This window comes from Porphyrobacter sp. CACIAM 03H1 (assembly GCF_002215495.1).
GTDB lineage: Bacteria > Pseudomonadota > Alphaproteobacteria > Sphingomonadales > Sphingomonadaceae > Erythrobacter.
Map to the genome: position 1 here is coordinate 332,417 of NZ_CP021378.1, position 14,099 is coordinate 346,515.

Here is a 14,099-nt window from a genome sequence, read left to right on the forward strand (position 1 = left end):
GGGCGCATAGGGCGTGGTCTCGCTGAACGCCGGATCACTGGGACCCAGCGAGCCGAACACCTCGTCGGTCGAGATGTGGTGGAAGCGGTGGGGGATGCCGTCGCCCGCGAGCCAGACCGCGCGCGCGGCCTTGAGCAGGCTGTTGGTGCCAAGGATGTTGGTGTCGATGAAGGCATCGGGCCCGGTGATCGAGCGGTCGACATGGCTCTCGGCGGCAAAGTGCACCAGCGTGGTGATCCCGTGCTCGCGCAGCAGGCGCTCCACGAGCTCGGTGTCGCGGATGTCGCCCACCACCAGCTCGGCATTGGGCGCGCCTTCGATGGTCGAGCGGTTGCCGGCATAGGTCAGCGCATCGAGCACGATCACCCGGTCTTCGGGGTGCTTCGCGTTCCAGTAATGCACGAAATTGCCGCCAATGAACCCGGCACCGCCGGTCACGAGTAGGTTAGCCAAGCTTTGTTTCCTCTTCGAGCATCAGGCGCAGGTTGCTGCGCCAGTGAACCGCTTCCTCGCCAAGCGTCGCACGCGTCTTGCGGCAATCGAGCAGCGAGAAGGCCGGACGCCGCGCGGGCGTCGGGTAGTCGGCCGTGGTGAGCGGACGGATCAGCGGAATGCGCGTCAACAGGCCGAGCGCATGAGCCTCCTCGGCGCATGGCGACCGCGAAGTCGTACCAGCTCGCCACCCCGGCATCACTGTGATGAAAGGTGCCGCCCGCGCCCTTCTCGACCAGACCCCAGATGGTGGCGGCAAGGCTCGTCGCCCAGGTCGGCGCACCGATCTGGTCGGCAACCACGCCCAGTTCCTCGCGCTCCTTCATCAGGCGGATCATGGTGCGCACGAAGTTGGCACCGCCCGCCTCGTAGACCCAGGCGGTGCGCACCAGAATGTCTTCGGCCCGCAAGGCATCCTCGCCTTCGGCCTTGGTGCGGCCATAGGCGGACTGCGGATTGCGCGGGGCATCGGGGGCGTAGGGAGACGACGAGGTGCCGTCGAAGACGTAGTCGGTCGACACGTGCACGACCTTGCCGCCCGTCTCCGCCATCGCTTCGACCATCGCGGCGACCGCGCCGGCGTTGATCGCACGCGCGGTCTCCTCGTCGCTCTCGGCCTTGTCAACCGCGGTATAGGCGGCCGCGTTGAGGATCAGCTCGGGCGCCTCGACCGTCAGCCGCGCGCGCAGCATCGGCACGTCGGTGAGGTCGCAGTCAGCGACGTCGATCGCGCTGATCTCGGCCCACTCGGGTGCAAGCCGCTGCAGCGCCCCGCCAAGCTGGCCGCCTGCCCCGGTGATCAGCACTCTCATGGGAACACCAGCACATTGGCAAGCGACAACCCGCGCGCGTCCTTGTCCGAGATGATCGGCGCCATGCCGATGGCGGGCCATTCGATCCCCACCGCAGGATCGTCCCACGCCAGCGTGTGCTCCGACTGCGGCGCATAGGGCGCGGTGCACTTGTAGAGGAAGTCGGTGTCGTCCTCGAGCGTCAGGAAGCCGTGGGCAAAGCCCTCGGGCACCCAGAACATCCGCTGGTTCTGGGCACTCAGCTCAACACCCACCCATTTGCCGAAATGGGGCGATGACCAGCGCAGGTCGACCGCGACATCGAACACCGCCCCCTTCGTCACCCGCACCAGCTTGCCCTGCGGACCCGGGTTCTGGAAGTGCAGCCCCCTCAGCACCCCCTTCTGCGAGCGGCTGTGGTTGTCCTGGACGAACTGCAGGTCGAGGCCCGCCTTGCGAAAGGCATCCGCGTTCCAGGTCTCCATGAAAAAGCCGCGCGCATCGCCGAACACGCGAGGCTCGATGATCAGAACGCCCGGCAGGGCGGTCTCGATGATGTTCATCCCGGTTCCTGCTCGGTCAGCAGGGCAAGGAGATACTCGCCGTAGCCCGACTTGCGCAGCGGCTCGGCAATCTCGCGCAGCCGGTCGGCAGTGATGAAGCCCTGACGCCAGGCAATCTCCTCGGGGCAGGCAATCTTGAGCCCCTGCCGCTCCTCGGTGATGCGCACATAGGTCGCGGCATCGAGCAGCGAGCCATGGGTGCCGGTATCGAGCCAGGTGAAGCCGCGCCCCATGATCTCGACCGCCATCGCCCCTTCATCGAGATAGAGGCGGTTGAGATCCGTGATCTCGAGCTCGCCGCGCGCCGAAGGCTTCATGTCGCGCGCGCGGTCAACCACGGTCTCGTCGTAGAAATAAAGGCCGGTCACCGCATAATTCGACTTGGGCGCCCTGGGCTTCTCCTCGATCGAGATCGCCTTGCCCGCGGCATCGAACTCGACAACCCCGAAGGCCTGCGGATCGTTGACCCGGTAGGCGAACACCGTCGCACCGGAGGGCCGGGCATTGGCATTCTGCAGCAGCGAGGGAAGCCCGTGGCCGTAAAAGATGTTGTCGCCGAGGATCAGCGCGCTCGGCCCGCCGCGCACGAAATCCGCACCGATGTGGAACGCTTGCGCCAGGCCCTCGGGCCTGGGCTGCACCTCATAGGACAGCGACACCCCGAAATCCGACCCGTCACCCAGCACCCGCTTGAATTGTGCGGCATCGTCAGGCGTCGTGATGATCAGGATCTCGCGCATCCCCGCCAGCATCAAGGTGCTCAGCGGATAGTAGATCATCGGCTTGTCGAACACAGGCATCAGCTGTTTCGAAACACCACGCGTCAGCGGATACAAACGCGTGCCAGAGCCACCAGCGAGGATGATGCCGCGCCTGTTTTTGGCCCCGTTCGCCCCCTGCATTGATTGCCCCTCGTATAAATCTATCAATTGCTGCGGCGCGATAAAGGATTGGCATGACGCGTCAAGCGGGCACGAGATCAACCGATCGATTTTTTGACTGGCGCGGAACGAGACAAGCCGCCATAGGGCGCGCATGAATCTCCTTCGCAACTCGGGTCGGAAGCTTGCCCATAATCCGTGGTTTTTGGTTGCGGTCGTTCTGCCCGTGCTGCTCAGCGCGATCTACTATTTCGCAATCGCCTCGGACCAGTACGTCTCGGAATCCCGGTTTGTCATCAAGGCACCGAACCAACGCGCAGCACAGACCACGTCTTTCGCCAACCTGATCCAGTCGACCGGGCTTTCCAGTGGACAGGAACAGTCGAACCAGGTGATCGACTTCATCCGTTCGCGTTCTGCTCTGCAGACACTCGAGAAGAACCTCGACGTCAAGAAGGCATACGGCAGCTCCCGCGTCGATTTCCTTTCGCGCTTTCCGCGGTTTTGGGAAGATGACGCGTTCGAGGATCTGTTCGAATTCTACAAGAAGAAGATCGACATCAGCCGCGACAACGATACCGGCCTCGTTGTTCTGCGAACCGTCGCGTTCACCCCCAAGGATGCCGCGGCGATCAACGAGCTTCTGCTCAGCCAGAGCGAGACGCTGGTCAACGAGCTCAACGAGAATGCGCGCACCAAGGCCATCTCGGAGGCGGAAAGCCGCGTGGTGGAGGCCCAAACACGGGTCAACACGGCGCTGAGAGCAGTCTCGGATTACCGGAGCCAGGCGCGGCTCGTCGAGCCGCTCAAGGAAGCCACCGGGGTCGTCGAGATCGCCAACCGGCTGATCGTCGAGCGCGCCGCGCTCGAAGCCCAGCTCTCGACGGTGCGCCAGGTCACGCCCGATCACCCGTCGATCCCCGTGCTGCGCGAGCAGATCGCCTCGCTCACGCGCGAGATCGACCGCCAGAACGCACGGCTCGTCGGTGGCGGCACCAACACCATCAGTCGCAAGCTTCCCGACTACGAGGCATTGGTGCTCGAACAGGAACTCGCCTCGCAGCTGCTGGTGCTCTCGCAGACCTCGCTTGAGCAGGCGCGCACCGAGGCTCTCAAGCAGCAGTTCTACCTCGAGCGCGTGGTCGAGCCGAACGTGCCCGACCTTCCCGAGTATCCCAAGCCATTCAAGACGGTGCTGACCGTCCTCGGCTTCGCACTCTGCCTCTACTTCATTTTCTGGATGTTGATCGTGGGCATTCTCGAGCACGCACCCGAGGACTGACGGCGATGCCATCGTTGCGCCAAGGCTGGAACATTCAGGTTCGCGTAATCGGCGCGCTCATGCTCCGCGAACTGACGACGCGGTTCGGTCGGGAGAACATCGGATTTCTTTGGATGATGGCCGAGCCGCTCCTATTCGCGTTGCTGGTCGGCCTTCTTTGGCGCGTGTTGAAGGGACCAGTCGAAGCCGGTGTCGATATCGTCGCTTTCGTCGTGACTGGGTATCTTCCGCTCGTTCTGTTCCGAACATCTGTGAGCCGAGGCGTGAAATCCTTCACAGCCAATGGCGGCCTTATGTACCACAGACAGATCAAGATTCTGGACCTGCTTCTGGTCCGCTTCTTGGTTGAACTTATCGGGCACGCGATGGCCTATCTATTCATTGCCACGGTCCTGTGCGTTCTTGGCTTCTTCCCGGTTCCCTACGATCTGGGCTTTCTCGTACTTGGCGGGTTCTATTACGCTTTCTTCACTCTTGCCGTTATGCTCGTAGTCGCGCCGCTCAGCGAAATGAGTGAGGTGATCGAGAAGATCATCCCAGTCACCACCTATCTGATGATCCCGTTTTCGGGCGCGTTCAGCCTCGTCAGCTTCCTTACGCCGACAGTGGCTAACGCCCTGCTCTATTCTCCGCCGGTCCACGGGATGGAAATGATGCGTTACGGAGTTTTTGGTCCGTCCATCGACCCCCACTTCGACTATCTATACCCGTTCATGTTCAACCTGCCGTGCATGGCACTCGGTTTGCTACTTTGCAGGATCGTGCGTCAACGTCTGGTGATTGAATGATCGCTTGCGTTGATCTCCGCAAGTCGTACCGGCTCGGGCACAAGAAGCATAACGTTCTAAAGGGCGTGAACCTGACGATCCGCCCGGGCGAAAAGATCGCGCTGCTGGGCCGCAACGGTGCCGGCAAGTCGACCCTGATCAGGCAGATCGGCGGTGTCGAGTTGCCGGACCGCGGCAAGATCGTCCGTCACATGACGAATAGCTGGCCGATCGGCTTCAACGGAGGCTTCCAAGGCAGCCTAACCGGCTACGATAATGCGCGCTTCATTGCCCGGATCTACGGGAGCGAATTGTCGAGTATCCGCGGTTTTGTCGAAGAGTTCACCGAATTGGGATCTGCGCTGAAAAGGCCTGTCCAAACCTATTCTTCCGGGATGAGGGCCCGGCTTGCTTTTGCCCTTTCGCTGGCCATTGAATTCGATTGCTACCTGATTGACGAGGTCATACTTGTCGGCGACCAGAACTTTCAAAAGAAATGCCACTCCGAGCTGTTTGAGAAGAGAGCTGATCGCGCAATGTTGATTGCCAGCCACGACATGCACACGATCGAACGGGTCTGCGACCGTGCGATCTTGATGCACAACGGCATAGCGTATGAATATGAGGCAGTGGCTGACGCGATCGCAGCCTATGAACAGTTGTGACGACCCAGATGGCGATTGGCGCTCTTTCGCGTACTACGACCAAAACAAAATCGGTCAGCGCTTTGGCAAAACCGCCGACGGGCAATCTGTAGGCTCCCCCGCAGGGGCGCGCAATTTGCCTCATAAAACGCGCTGTCGCCTAGCGAGAGATCAGACTGGATTGCTCCCACGACGACCTAGTTTGTCAGTCGAGCCGGCGAAAGAGGTTGGCGTTTAGGGTGCCACACCAAAGTAACGCAGCAGGTTATTGCACGGCTTTCATATGTTCTGAAAAAGCACGCTTCAACCGGATCGGCTATAGCAGGGAAGCTCCCTAAATCGATAATCTTCCTGATGTACAGTGCATTGATTAGGTGAGCGCTAAAGGCGAAATTGTGACAAGCTTATACGCGCGACAAACCAATTGACATCCACACGCATTCCGGCTCTTGGCTTGCCGGGAGGGCGTCGGGCGAGGGCGCCGGAAGGTGGGGCATAGGGGCAACCGTAGTTTGTGGACATGCAAACACTCAGCACGACGCAACGGCTCCCAAATTCGGGGCGAAGCCCTGGTTCGGAGTAATGCGGGATGAAGGTCTTGTTGATAGGGGGCTGCGGCTTTGTGGGATCGCACGTCGCAGATGCACTCTTGGACCAGGGGCTGAAGGTGCGCGTTCTCGACCTCAAGCCGGAGGCGTACAGGCCTCCGTTGCACAACGTTGAGTACGTTTTTGGTGACTTCGGTGATAGCAACACGCTGTTCGAAGCTTTGGCGGGCGTTGATGCGGTCGTTCATCTCGCGAGCACGACGGTTCCGGGAACGGCCAATCTCGATCCGGTGGCCGATATCAAAGGCAATCTGATCTCGACAGTCCGGCTGCTTGGTCTCCTGCGGAACACGGGGTGCCGCAAGTTCGTCTATCTGTCGTCCGGCGGAACGGTTTACGGGATTCCGCAGCATGACACCGTGCCGGAGACCCACCAGCTTAAGCCGATCAATTCGTATGGCATCGTTAAAGTCGCCATCGAGAACTACCTCCATATGGAGCAGATGCTTCACGGCTTGAGTCATGTTGTGCTCCGAGCGTCGAACCCTTACGGGCCCAGGCAAGGACGGCTCGGCGTGCAGGGCATTATAGGCACGAGCTTGTGGAAGGTTGTTCAAGGCGAGCCGATCGAGATCTGGGGCGATGGGTCGGTGATCCGTGACTTCGTCCACGTCCGTGATCTTGCAAAGCTCTGCGTCAAGGCGTTGATTTCTGATGCCACGGGTTGCTTCAATGCCGGCAGCGGAACTGGAGCATCGGTTAACGAAATCGTCGAGAAGATCGCGCGCACCCTTGAAATGAAGGGGCTCGAGCCGATGACAGTCACACACACGCCCGGTCGCGCCTATGATGTTCCGCGTATTGTGCTCGACATCACCCGGGCGAAGGAGTGCCTTGGGTGGACGCCGCAAATCAGCCTAGAAGAGGGGATTGCCGAAAGCTTCGAATGGGTCCGCAATCAGATCTCCAACTCATAGGGAAGGTGGGGCGCCTTGTCAGCCAGCAAAACCTTTGCATGTCGCCTAGTGGCCGCCAACCTTGACTTGGAAAGTGCGATTTCATGCTGCTCGTCACGATAGGACCGCGGGCGTCCACGCCTGACCTCGTATCGCTGCTTGTGCCAATTGGCGACGTGATTGCGATTCTCTTGCCCGGCCATGGTCTTTCACGTCGTCAGATTGAAGCGCTGCTGCACGACGCTCTGGTGATCGAGTATCTTTGTCCTCCCAAAGGGGCAATTAGCATACTGGCTGAGGCCGTATCCAAGCTAGAGCGCCTGCGCAAAACGCGGCGCGGACCGCTGCTGTTGATCAATCGCAAGCAGACCGTGGCGGAGATCTCCTCGATACTGACCGGCCTCGGAGATAGCGGAATGATTGTAGCACCAGGAGTGACCGGGGAGCCAGAGATCGTGGGCTTCTCGTCGGAGATTGCCGAAAACACGCTGCTGCCCCGCTTCTTCGCCCTGCTCCAAGAGCTCGGCATTAAGGATCAACGCGGCCTGGAATTGCTTGAGCAGACGTTCGGAGGCGGGCGCACGTGACGGCAGTCGACACCATTTGGGAGAAGTATGCTTCCCAGATTCCCGGGCTGCTCGAGCGCCGCCCCGATTTCCGCTTCGACCCGGATTACTATGCCAGCAAGACGAGCCTTGTCGGTGCGTCCCTGGACGCCATCCGGGAGCACTTCGACGCGCACGGCCACGAGCATGGGCTCAAGGCCAACAAGTACCATGAATATGCCAAGCACAGCGACGAAGTTCAGAAGATCCTATGCGAGTTAGTTGACGAGGAAGAGATAGAGCCGCTTCTTCGCAAAGGTGAGCCGCTCGCAGTCGAGCTTCTATTTGAACTCATAAGCTTGGGAGATCCGATTGATTCACAGGTCTCTCGATTCTCAGTGACGCATTACAATATGTCCCACCCGGACATCGCCACGGCAAATGTAGATCCCCTTTATCACTATCTCAATTTCGGTGCGAAGGAAGGGCGGGCCACTCTCGGCGCGATCCGCGAGGCTAGGCAGGTTGGGAGGATCTCTTTTGATCCGGCAAAGCCAACCGTTCTGGTCTGTGTTCACGAGATGTCCCGTACGGGGGCGCCGATCGTCGGGCTGGACATTGCGCGCGAGGCTTGTGAGACACACAACGTCATTGTCGCCTCTCTCCGTGACGGCCCACTCCTTGAGCAATTCACGCAGTTTGCCACCGAGGTACTGATCACAGATAAGCCTAGGACCGAGTTCCGCTTTCTCTCTTCGGTCGCGGCGAGGGACATCGATTTTGCGATCCTGAATTCTGTAGTTTGCTTCCCGTTCATCTCCTTCGTTGTGGAAGCCGAAATTCCCTTCGCCTCCTATATCCATGAATACGCGCAGTACACGCGGCCGTCTTATCCATTCAATTTCGTCCTGCTGTATTCGGACTTGCTCGTTTTTTCCTCGCAGCACGTCCGCGACAGTTGGCGGGATCGCATGCTTGACGTGAATTTCAACGTTGATCGCGACACGGCGATCCTTCCCCAGCGGGTCCCGACGTTGGGTGGCGTTTCGGTCGACGTCCTATCCAACAGTCGCGAGCGCCTTTCCCGTCAGATCGGTCGCAACCTGACGAATACTCGGATCGTCTGCGGCGCCGGTCAGCCGCAGTGGCGAAAAGGCACCGACATCTTCGTGATGGCGGCGCAGATCTGCAGAAGTCGCGACCCTGACACCCTGTTCGTGTGGATCGGCCACGGCGTTCAGCATGATGAACTGCACTTCGGTGCCTACATGACCCACCATTTGGACCAGATAGGCGTGGGCAAGAAGGACTCCAACGTGGTCTTTCTCGAAGCAGGTCCGGCTTACAAGGATCTGCTGGCAGCGTCCGATGTCATGTTCATGTCTTCGAGGCTCGATCCCTTGCCAAATGTCGTGTTCGATGCTCTCGAACACGGGTGCAAGGTGATCCAGTTCGAAGGGGCTTCAGGCTTCACGGACGAGGACTACAAGAAGTTGGGTATGTTCGCGACCGTGGAGTTCGGAAATCCGGAAGCCGCGGTAGAAGAGATACTGAAGACGCCGCGAAAGCAGGCCTCTGAGCGCCAAGGACGCGGCGATCAACTGGACCTGTTCCGGATGCTTTCCGAAACGCTGATGAAAAGGCTCGGGCAGCAGCGCTATTTCGTTTCCGGCGTCTCACAGATCGACGAACCAGTGATGTTTACCTCGAGCGCCGCGGACGCCGATGCCCGCGCGCTGGAGCGCAGCAAGATGTTCCAGTACGGGCGCCGGAGGCTGTGGCGCGATCTCGACGACGTGCGGAGCGAACTGAGCTCATCCGACAACTGGGTTCACAAGGCTCTTCGTCTGGCGCCGTACGAGGTGTCTAGAGAGGAGACGCTGCCGGTTTTCTCGATGCACATCCACGCCCACTACACCGATGAGCTGGCGTCGGACGTCGAGGCATTCTATATGTACCGGGAGGCGAAGCGTGTCGTCATAACCACCGATACGCACAAGAAGAAAGACGCCATCCTAAAAATCATGGAGCCGCATGGTATCCGGCCCGAGGTGGTGCTTGTTCCGAATACCGGACGCGACATCCTGCCCTTCATCAAGATGTTCGAGAAGGGCGGCGTGGCCGGTGAAGACGAATTCTGGTGCCACGTCCATCAGAAAAAGTCGCTAACGTCAACGAGCGGTGGCGACCGGTGGCGCAAGTTCCTCCTGCGCATTCTCCTCGGGGACGCGAGCCGTGCTTCCAGCGCGTTCGCAAATCTCACCCGCGCCGGAGTCGGCTTGGTCGCACCTTTCGACCCCCACTTCATCGGATGGGACGACAGCCGGCGATTGCTCCCGAAATTCGACGGTCGCCTGCCGGGGCCGTTCCCGGAGAACCCGTTGCTCTTCCCAGTCGGAAACATGTTCTGGGTCCGGCGATCAGTGGTGGAGGCGATGATCGAATTCTTCGGACCCGATTATGCGTGGCCGAGCGAGCCCATTTCAAACGACGGCACGGAGTATCATTTAATCGAACGCCTCTGGCCCGCGATCGCTGCGTCGATTGGACTAGAATCGGTGTTCGTGCATAAGCTCGACGAAAAGAGGCTCTAGGCCGTCGGAGCAGCTAGAGCGGTTTTCGACCGCTCTGAATCGGGGGGCCATCCTTGGCGAAATCTGATTCACGATCTGCGCTGGTAAAGAAAGCCCGCATAGACGGGCCAGCCTCTCTCTATGAATTTGCGTGTCCGGCTGCTGCCAGTGGTCGATGATGGGATGATCTGCCGTGTGGTGGCGAATCGTTCTGGCGTTGCGCCTTCGTCAGCGATCCGCTTGCACGCACAACGACGTGATGCTGGAGATTTTGCTGCCAAGTCCCCAGGGTGGCGATATGCACTCGAAACCGGTTGAAAGGCGGGCGTAAGACATCCTCGCTGTTTGGGAAGCACGCAAGGACACCACGCTCGTAGAGTTGCAGCTGACGGCGGTTGAAATAGGTCTGGCCGTCTACGGCGCCGAGTTTCACCGCTTCTTTGCAGGCTGGGGCATGACGCGCAAGAAGCTATCCGGCGGGGCCCGCCTTGCGTGGGCAGATAGAAGGCGCTCTTAGGCGTGTCCTTAGCTAGCGTCGCAATCAGCAGATCGACAAGGTCTTTCCAGATCGGGGCCCCGCTCGAAAGGACTCAGTTCGCACACATATATTTATCGTGCTTGGCGACTCACAGGCCCGCCATGCCACGGCTCAGTGAAGATCGAGCCAGGGGTGCCTTTCGGTCATCATCAGATGTAGCTTGCGGATATGATCGGGAAGGTTGGTATCAGTCCGCAGCATTGATGCGGAATGTTCGCGATAGCGCGAGAGTATCTCGGGGATGTGCACGGCGAACTGATTTGCCTCACACAGGCGCAGCCAGAGGTCGTAATCTTCCCATCCGTAGTCGATGTGGTGAAACCCCTCGAAATCCAGCAGGATTGACCTACGCACCATCGTCATCGCATCAAGGTAGTTACCGTGTCGCAGCGCGTCGCGGCTGAATAGGCTCGCCCCCATTAGCGCGGATCGACGGTGGAACACTTCGATCAGGCTGTAGGCCACAGCCGCATCCAGTCGGCTGTCGAGAGCGGCAACATGCTTCTCTATGCAGCGCGGATAGATGGTGTTGTCGGCATCGAGGAAGAAACAATACTCGGTCGTAGCGTGGGCGATGCCGGTGTTTCGAGTGATCGCCAAGCGGGCGTTGCTGGTATTCTGAAGCAGCACAAGCGCTAGCCCGCAGTCGCGATTTTGCTCCATCCAGCTCTTTACGACCGCGGCAGAATCGTCTTGGCTGCAATCGTCGATGACAATGATGACGAGGTCGCGGAAACTCTGCGCCCGCACTGACTCAAGCGTTTCGACGATGTAATTGGCGTAGTTGTACAGTGGCACTATCACACTGACCCTGCGGCTGGCGTGGCCGTGGCTGAATAGGACTCGGGCCTCGCGCGTGATCATGACAGGATCTCTCCGTGCGCGGTGATGGAGGCGAGCAGGGCCTCACAATTGGCACGTACCTCGGCAAGTCGGGCGCGGCCTTCGGCGGTGGTCAGCAAATGATTCAGCATTTCTGGCATCGCTGCCGCCGCGCACTCTAAGTAGTGTACGCCAGACGTGAGAATCCCGGTATCAATGCAGGGCTCGGTCAGAACGACGCAACCCTCGCAGATGCCCGAAACAAACAGCCGGTGCCACTCGAAATAATGACTTTCGCCCTGGTGGATGTTGAGCAGGATCTTCGCGTTACGTGCGAGCTGAGCAACGTCATGTTTCGGCAAGGTGTTGCCATTGGTTGAGTTCGCTGGCCCGCTAAGGCGGGGGCTGTGAATGAAAGCGTCATACCTGGCGAGAACCGGCGCAAGCTTGGCTAGTATGGCCTCGCGCCGCGGGTTCAGAGCGCCAATGAACAAAATCTCGTAGGGTCGCTCGTCATAGTTCTGCGGCCAAGTCAGCGCCTTCACATAGCGCCTCGCGGTAGTCTGTTTGGACAGAGGCGCCGTCTCGACCGCGAACACTGAGCTTTCGAATGGCAGCAGCGGCACAAAGCTGGCGCGTATGCCAAGTCGGCGCAGGCCCCGTGCTGAGGCGGGATTGATGTCGATTGCCATCCGCGAACGGAGCATGACCCCGAGCGCCAGCGAAAACCAGGACGTATGCCACTGCTCGGTGTTGAAATACACCGCGCGTGCCAAGCGCTCAGCCGGCCAGTCCTTTCCCGGACCGTGGATGCAGTACTCGTGCGGAGCAACGACGAGCAGGTTGTGGTCCTCCTGCATTAAGGCACTGTCATCGGTCAAGCGGCGCGCCTTATATCCACGCCGCGCCAGGTAATCGGCGAGGTAAGCCGCGATGTCCGTGAAGAAGAAGTTCCCTTCGGCCCAATGGAGCACAAGGGTCTCCTTAGCAGGGTCGAAAAACGCATCGATCTGCTCAAGGCGTTGGGCGGCCGAACCCTTTATGAACTCGTCGGCATTGCTGGACGAAAATGCACGGCGGCCTTCCGCCAACCCGTAGTAAACGTAGTGTTCAAGCGGGTGCATGTTAATCGTGTCTGGGTTCTCGATGAGGTAAAATGCGCCCGAGAACAGCGGACCGGGATCATGAAGCGGATCGTTCGAAGAACGCTTGAGGTAACTGGTAAGCGCCTCATCGAGGTTAGGGGACACATCGGGGTTCTTAGACCTGTACCAGTGGAGATCGAACAGACCGCTTGCAACTATCCTGTCGCGCAATGCCGGCGAGAGCGCGCTTACGGCGACCGGCTCCGGCGCGGCCGGAATCCCGCCACGCTCCTCCGCAAGGCCGTGGAGGAGGGCGTGCGCGAGCGGACCCGACCTGAATTGCGCGACGTCCGGGTTGAACACAAGATATTGCGCGGCATCGAACAGGCCTCGCCGGCCTAGTTTTCGCAGGACCGTGCGGTACCATACGCGCCAGGGCAGCCACCTCTGCCACCAAGCAGTCGGCTCGGCCGCGAGGATGTTTACGACCGCATGCACCCATCGATGTCGATCCGCGAGAGCGATATAGCTTCGCCGGAGTTCCTCCAGCTCGCGCTGGAGGCGCAGGTAATCCTCGGTGAGCCGCTCCGAGCTTGCCGGCGTCTGACTCGCTCGCGGATCAACCTCCGGTCGCGGCTTGTTCTTCAAGCGTTAACTCCCGGCCGTCCGAACACGACGACATCTTGATGATCGTCCCAAGCCCGCTCGCGGAAACCCAATATCCGCACGTCCTCGAGCCCTTGAATCTCGCCCATCAGTCTGGACGGATTGATCAGGGTGACGCCATAGGTCGCCTGTGCCGCGAAGGCTGCGTCGCGAAACGCCGAATCGTAATCGACGAAACCGAAGCCAGTTTCGTGATACTGGGCGCGCGCGATCTCGAACAGATCGTCGCCAATCAGCTTCCACTTGTGATCTTGGATGTAGATCGCGTGACGCCCTTCAACCGTCGCGATGGCAATCCCGTTAGGCGTCAGAGAACGGGCGATGAAGCGGATCGCCTCAATAAACAACGGATGCGGAAGGTGGGTCAAAAGCGAGCCGCAGAAGATCAAGTCCCATTCCCCGATGTCGAGCGTGGCTAGGCTTTCGCTGCTCTGAATCGGCTCCGCGCCGAACTCGCGCTCGCAGAAGTGGATATGCGACGAGTAAAGATCGCAAGCGCCAATCCTCGCCTCGGGAAACATGGCCCTAAGGTGACGCGTTACCCGTCCTGATCCCGAAGGAAAATCAAGAATGCTGGAAGGAACTCCGCGCCCATTGATGAGCAATTCAGACATCACGATACGGAGGGCGTCCCTTCCAACGGCAAAGTAGTGGTCGCGCTGCCACTGCTCTTCAAAGCGGTTTTCCTTATCAGAGTAGTCTAGCACCTGACTTACTTCACGCGATTGGTAGCCCGCCCATAAAGTGAGGTGGATACGGAGGGTCTCTTCCAAACTGATCATCCCCACTTACCCCCTTCTTCAGCCTGGCACGCCGAGACCGCTGTTGCCGTCTCCGACCGCCCTTCGCAAGGGTAATCTCGTCTCCCCCCCAAGCCTAAAACGGCGCAGGGTAACGGATTACGCAATAGCCAACGGGGAATGGATGTGGCCGCGCCTGATTTCAA

Annotated in this window: 13 protein-coding genes and 2 pseudogenes; 7 read left to right on the forward strand and 8 right to left on the reverse strand. The window is 59.7% G+C overall.

What is annotated here, in order from left to right:
* From CBR61_RS01615 to rfbA, 5 genes and pseudogenes are all read right to left on the reverse strand, one after another.
* The coding region (locus CBR61_RS01615; RefSeq protein WP_157696655.1) for a GDP-mannose 4,6-dehydratase at positions 1–453 on the reverse strand (453 nt) is incomplete at its 3' end.
* Positions 446–691 (reverse strand): sugar nucleotide-binding protein, encoded by a 246-nt coding sequence (locus CBR61_RS17255; protein WP_324616832.1) that lies wholly within the window; start codon positions 689–691, stop codon positions 446–448. The genes CBR61_RS17255 and CBR61_RS01615, both read right to left, overlap by 8 nt.
* Before the next feature lie 13 nt (positions 692–704).
* Positions 705–1,385: pseudogene (locus CBR61_RS01620) on the reverse strand (SDR family oxidoreductase); the annotation flags it as partial.
* Complete coding sequence (gene rfbC, locus CBR61_RS01625) at positions 1,301–1,846, reverse strand: dTDP-4-dehydrorhamnose 3,5-epimerase (RefSeq protein ID WP_088912800.1); 546 nt, start codon at positions 1,844–1,846, stop codon at positions 1,301–1,303. The pseudogene CBR61_RS01620 and the gene rfbC, both read right to left, overlap by 85 nt.
* Positions 1,843–2,748 (reverse strand): glucose-1-phosphate thymidylyltransferase RfbA, encoded by a 906-nt coding sequence (gene rfbA / locus CBR61_RS01630; RefSeq protein ID WP_088912801.1) that lies wholly within the window; start codon positions 2,746–2,748, stop codon positions 1,843–1,845. The genes rfbC and rfbA overlap by 4 nt, the downstream gene beginning before the upstream one ends.
* Positions 2,749–2,881: 133 nt before the next feature.
* On the opposite strand from rfbA, the gene CBR61_RS01635 reads away from it, so the two are divergent.
* From CBR61_RS01635 to CBR61_RS17125, 7 genes and pseudogenes are all read left to right on the forward strand, one after another.
* The gene (locus tag CBR61_RS01635; protein WP_157696464.1) at positions 2,882–4,009 is read left to right on the forward strand and encodes a capsule biosynthesis protein; all 1,128 of its coding nucleotides are present in this window, start codon (positions 2,882–2,884) and stop codon (positions 4,007–4,009) included.
* A gap of 5 nt (positions 4,010–4,014) precedes the next feature.
* Complete coding sequence (locus CBR61_RS01640; RefSeq protein ID WP_088912802.1) at positions 4,015–4,797, forward strand: ABC transporter permease; 783 nt, start codon at positions 4,015–4,017, stop codon at positions 4,795–4,797.
* Positions 4,794–5,441, forward strand: a complete 648-nt coding sequence (locus CBR61_RS01645) for an ABC transporter ATP-binding protein (protein ID WP_088912803.1) — start codon at positions 4,794–4,796, stop codon at positions 5,439–5,441. Before CBR61_RS01640 ends, CBR61_RS01645 begins: the two co-directional genes overlap by 4 nt.
* A 568-nt stretch (positions 5,442–6,009) precedes the next feature.
* Entirely contained in the window at positions 6,010–6,945 is a 936-nt protein-coding gene (locus tag CBR61_RS01650) for an NAD-dependent epimerase/dehydratase family protein (protein ID WP_088912804.1), read from the forward strand.
* A gap of 83 nt (positions 6,946–7,028) precedes the next feature.
* Complete coding sequence (locus CBR61_RS01655) at positions 7,029–7,511, forward strand: hypothetical protein (RefSeq protein WP_088912805.1); 483 nt, start codon at positions 7,029–7,031, stop codon at positions 7,509–7,511.
* The gene (locus CBR61_RS01660) at positions 7,508–10,063 is read left to right on the forward strand and encodes a rhamnan synthesis F family protein (RefSeq protein ID WP_088912806.1); all 2,556 of its coding nucleotides are present in this window, start codon (positions 7,508–7,510) and stop codon (positions 10,061–10,063) included. Before CBR61_RS01655 ends, CBR61_RS01660 begins: the two co-directional genes overlap by 4 nt.
* Positions 10,064–10,183: 120 nt before the next feature.
* Positions 10,184–10,526 (forward strand): annotated as a pseudogene (locus CBR61_RS17125) (IS630 family transposase); the annotation flags it as partial.
* Between the two features lie 165 nt (positions 10,527–10,691).
* Here CBR61_RS17125 and CBR61_RS01665 read toward each other — a convergent pair.
* Genes CBR61_RS01665 through CBR61_RS01675 form a run of 3 tightly spaced genes read right to left on the reverse strand, consistent with a single transcriptional unit; the run spans position 10,692 to position 13,935 of the window.
* Positions 10,692–11,444 carry a glycosyltransferase family 2 protein gene (locus tag CBR61_RS01665; protein ID WP_088912807.1) on the reverse strand — a complete coding sequence of 251 codons (753 nt, stop codon included), beginning with the start codon at positions 11,442–11,444 and terminating at the stop codon, positions 10,692–10,694.
* Entirely contained in the window at positions 11,441–13,135 is a 1,695-nt protein-coding gene (locus CBR61_RS01670; RefSeq protein ID WP_088912808.1) for a DUF4350 domain-containing protein, read from the reverse strand. The genes CBR61_RS01665 and CBR61_RS01670 overlap by 4 nt, the downstream gene beginning before the upstream one ends.
* On the reverse strand, positions 13,132–13,935 hold the full coding sequence (locus CBR61_RS01675; protein WP_088912809.1) for a class I SAM-dependent methyltransferase: 804 nt from the start codon (positions 13,933–13,935) through the stop codon (positions 13,132–13,134). The genes CBR61_RS01670 and CBR61_RS01675 overlap by 4 nt, the downstream gene beginning before the upstream one ends.
* Between the last annotated feature and the right edge of the window lie 164 nt (positions 13,936–14,099).

Excerpts from the sequence above, each read along its gene's own strand:
- CBR61_RS17255 (WP_324616832.1), bottom strand. The coding sequence starts at position 691 with ATGCCGGGGTGGCGAGCTGGTACGACTTCGCGGTCGCCATGCGCCGAG.
- rfbC (WP_088912800.1), bottom strand. The coding sequence starts at position 1,846 with ATGAACATCATCGAGACCGCCCTGCCGGGCGTTCTGATCATCGAGCCT.
- rfbA (WP_088912801.1), bottom strand. The coding sequence starts at position 2,748 with ATGCAGGGGGCGAACGGGGCCAAAAACAGGCGCGGCATCATCCTCGCT.
- CBR61_RS01635 (WP_157696464.1), top strand. The coding sequence starts at position 2,882 with ATGAATCTCCTTCGCAACTCGGGTCGGAAGCTTGCCCATAATCCGTGG.
- CBR61_RS01640 (WP_088912802.1), top strand. The coding sequence starts at position 4,015 with ATGCCATCGTTGCGCCAAGGCTGGAACATTCAGGTTCGCGTAATCGGC.
- CBR61_RS01645 (WP_088912803.1), top strand. The coding sequence starts at position 4,794 with ATGATCGCTTGCGTTGATCTCCGCAAGTCGTACCGGCTCGGGCACAAG.
- CBR61_RS01650 (WP_088912804.1), top strand. The coding sequence starts at position 6,010 with ATGAAGGTCTTGTTGATAGGGGGCTGCGGCTTTGTGGGATCGCACGTC.
- CBR61_RS01655 (WP_088912805.1), top strand. The coding sequence starts at position 7,029 with ATGCTGCTCGTCACGATAGGACCGCGGGCGTCCACGCCTGACCTCGTA.
- CBR61_RS01665 (WP_088912807.1), bottom strand. The coding sequence starts at position 11,444 with ATGATCACGCGCGAGGCCCGAGTCCTATTCAGCCACGGCCACGCCAGC.
- CBR61_RS01675 (WP_088912809.1), bottom strand. The coding sequence starts at position 13,935 with ATGATCAGTTTGGAAGAGACCCTCCGTATCCACCTCACTTTATGGGCG.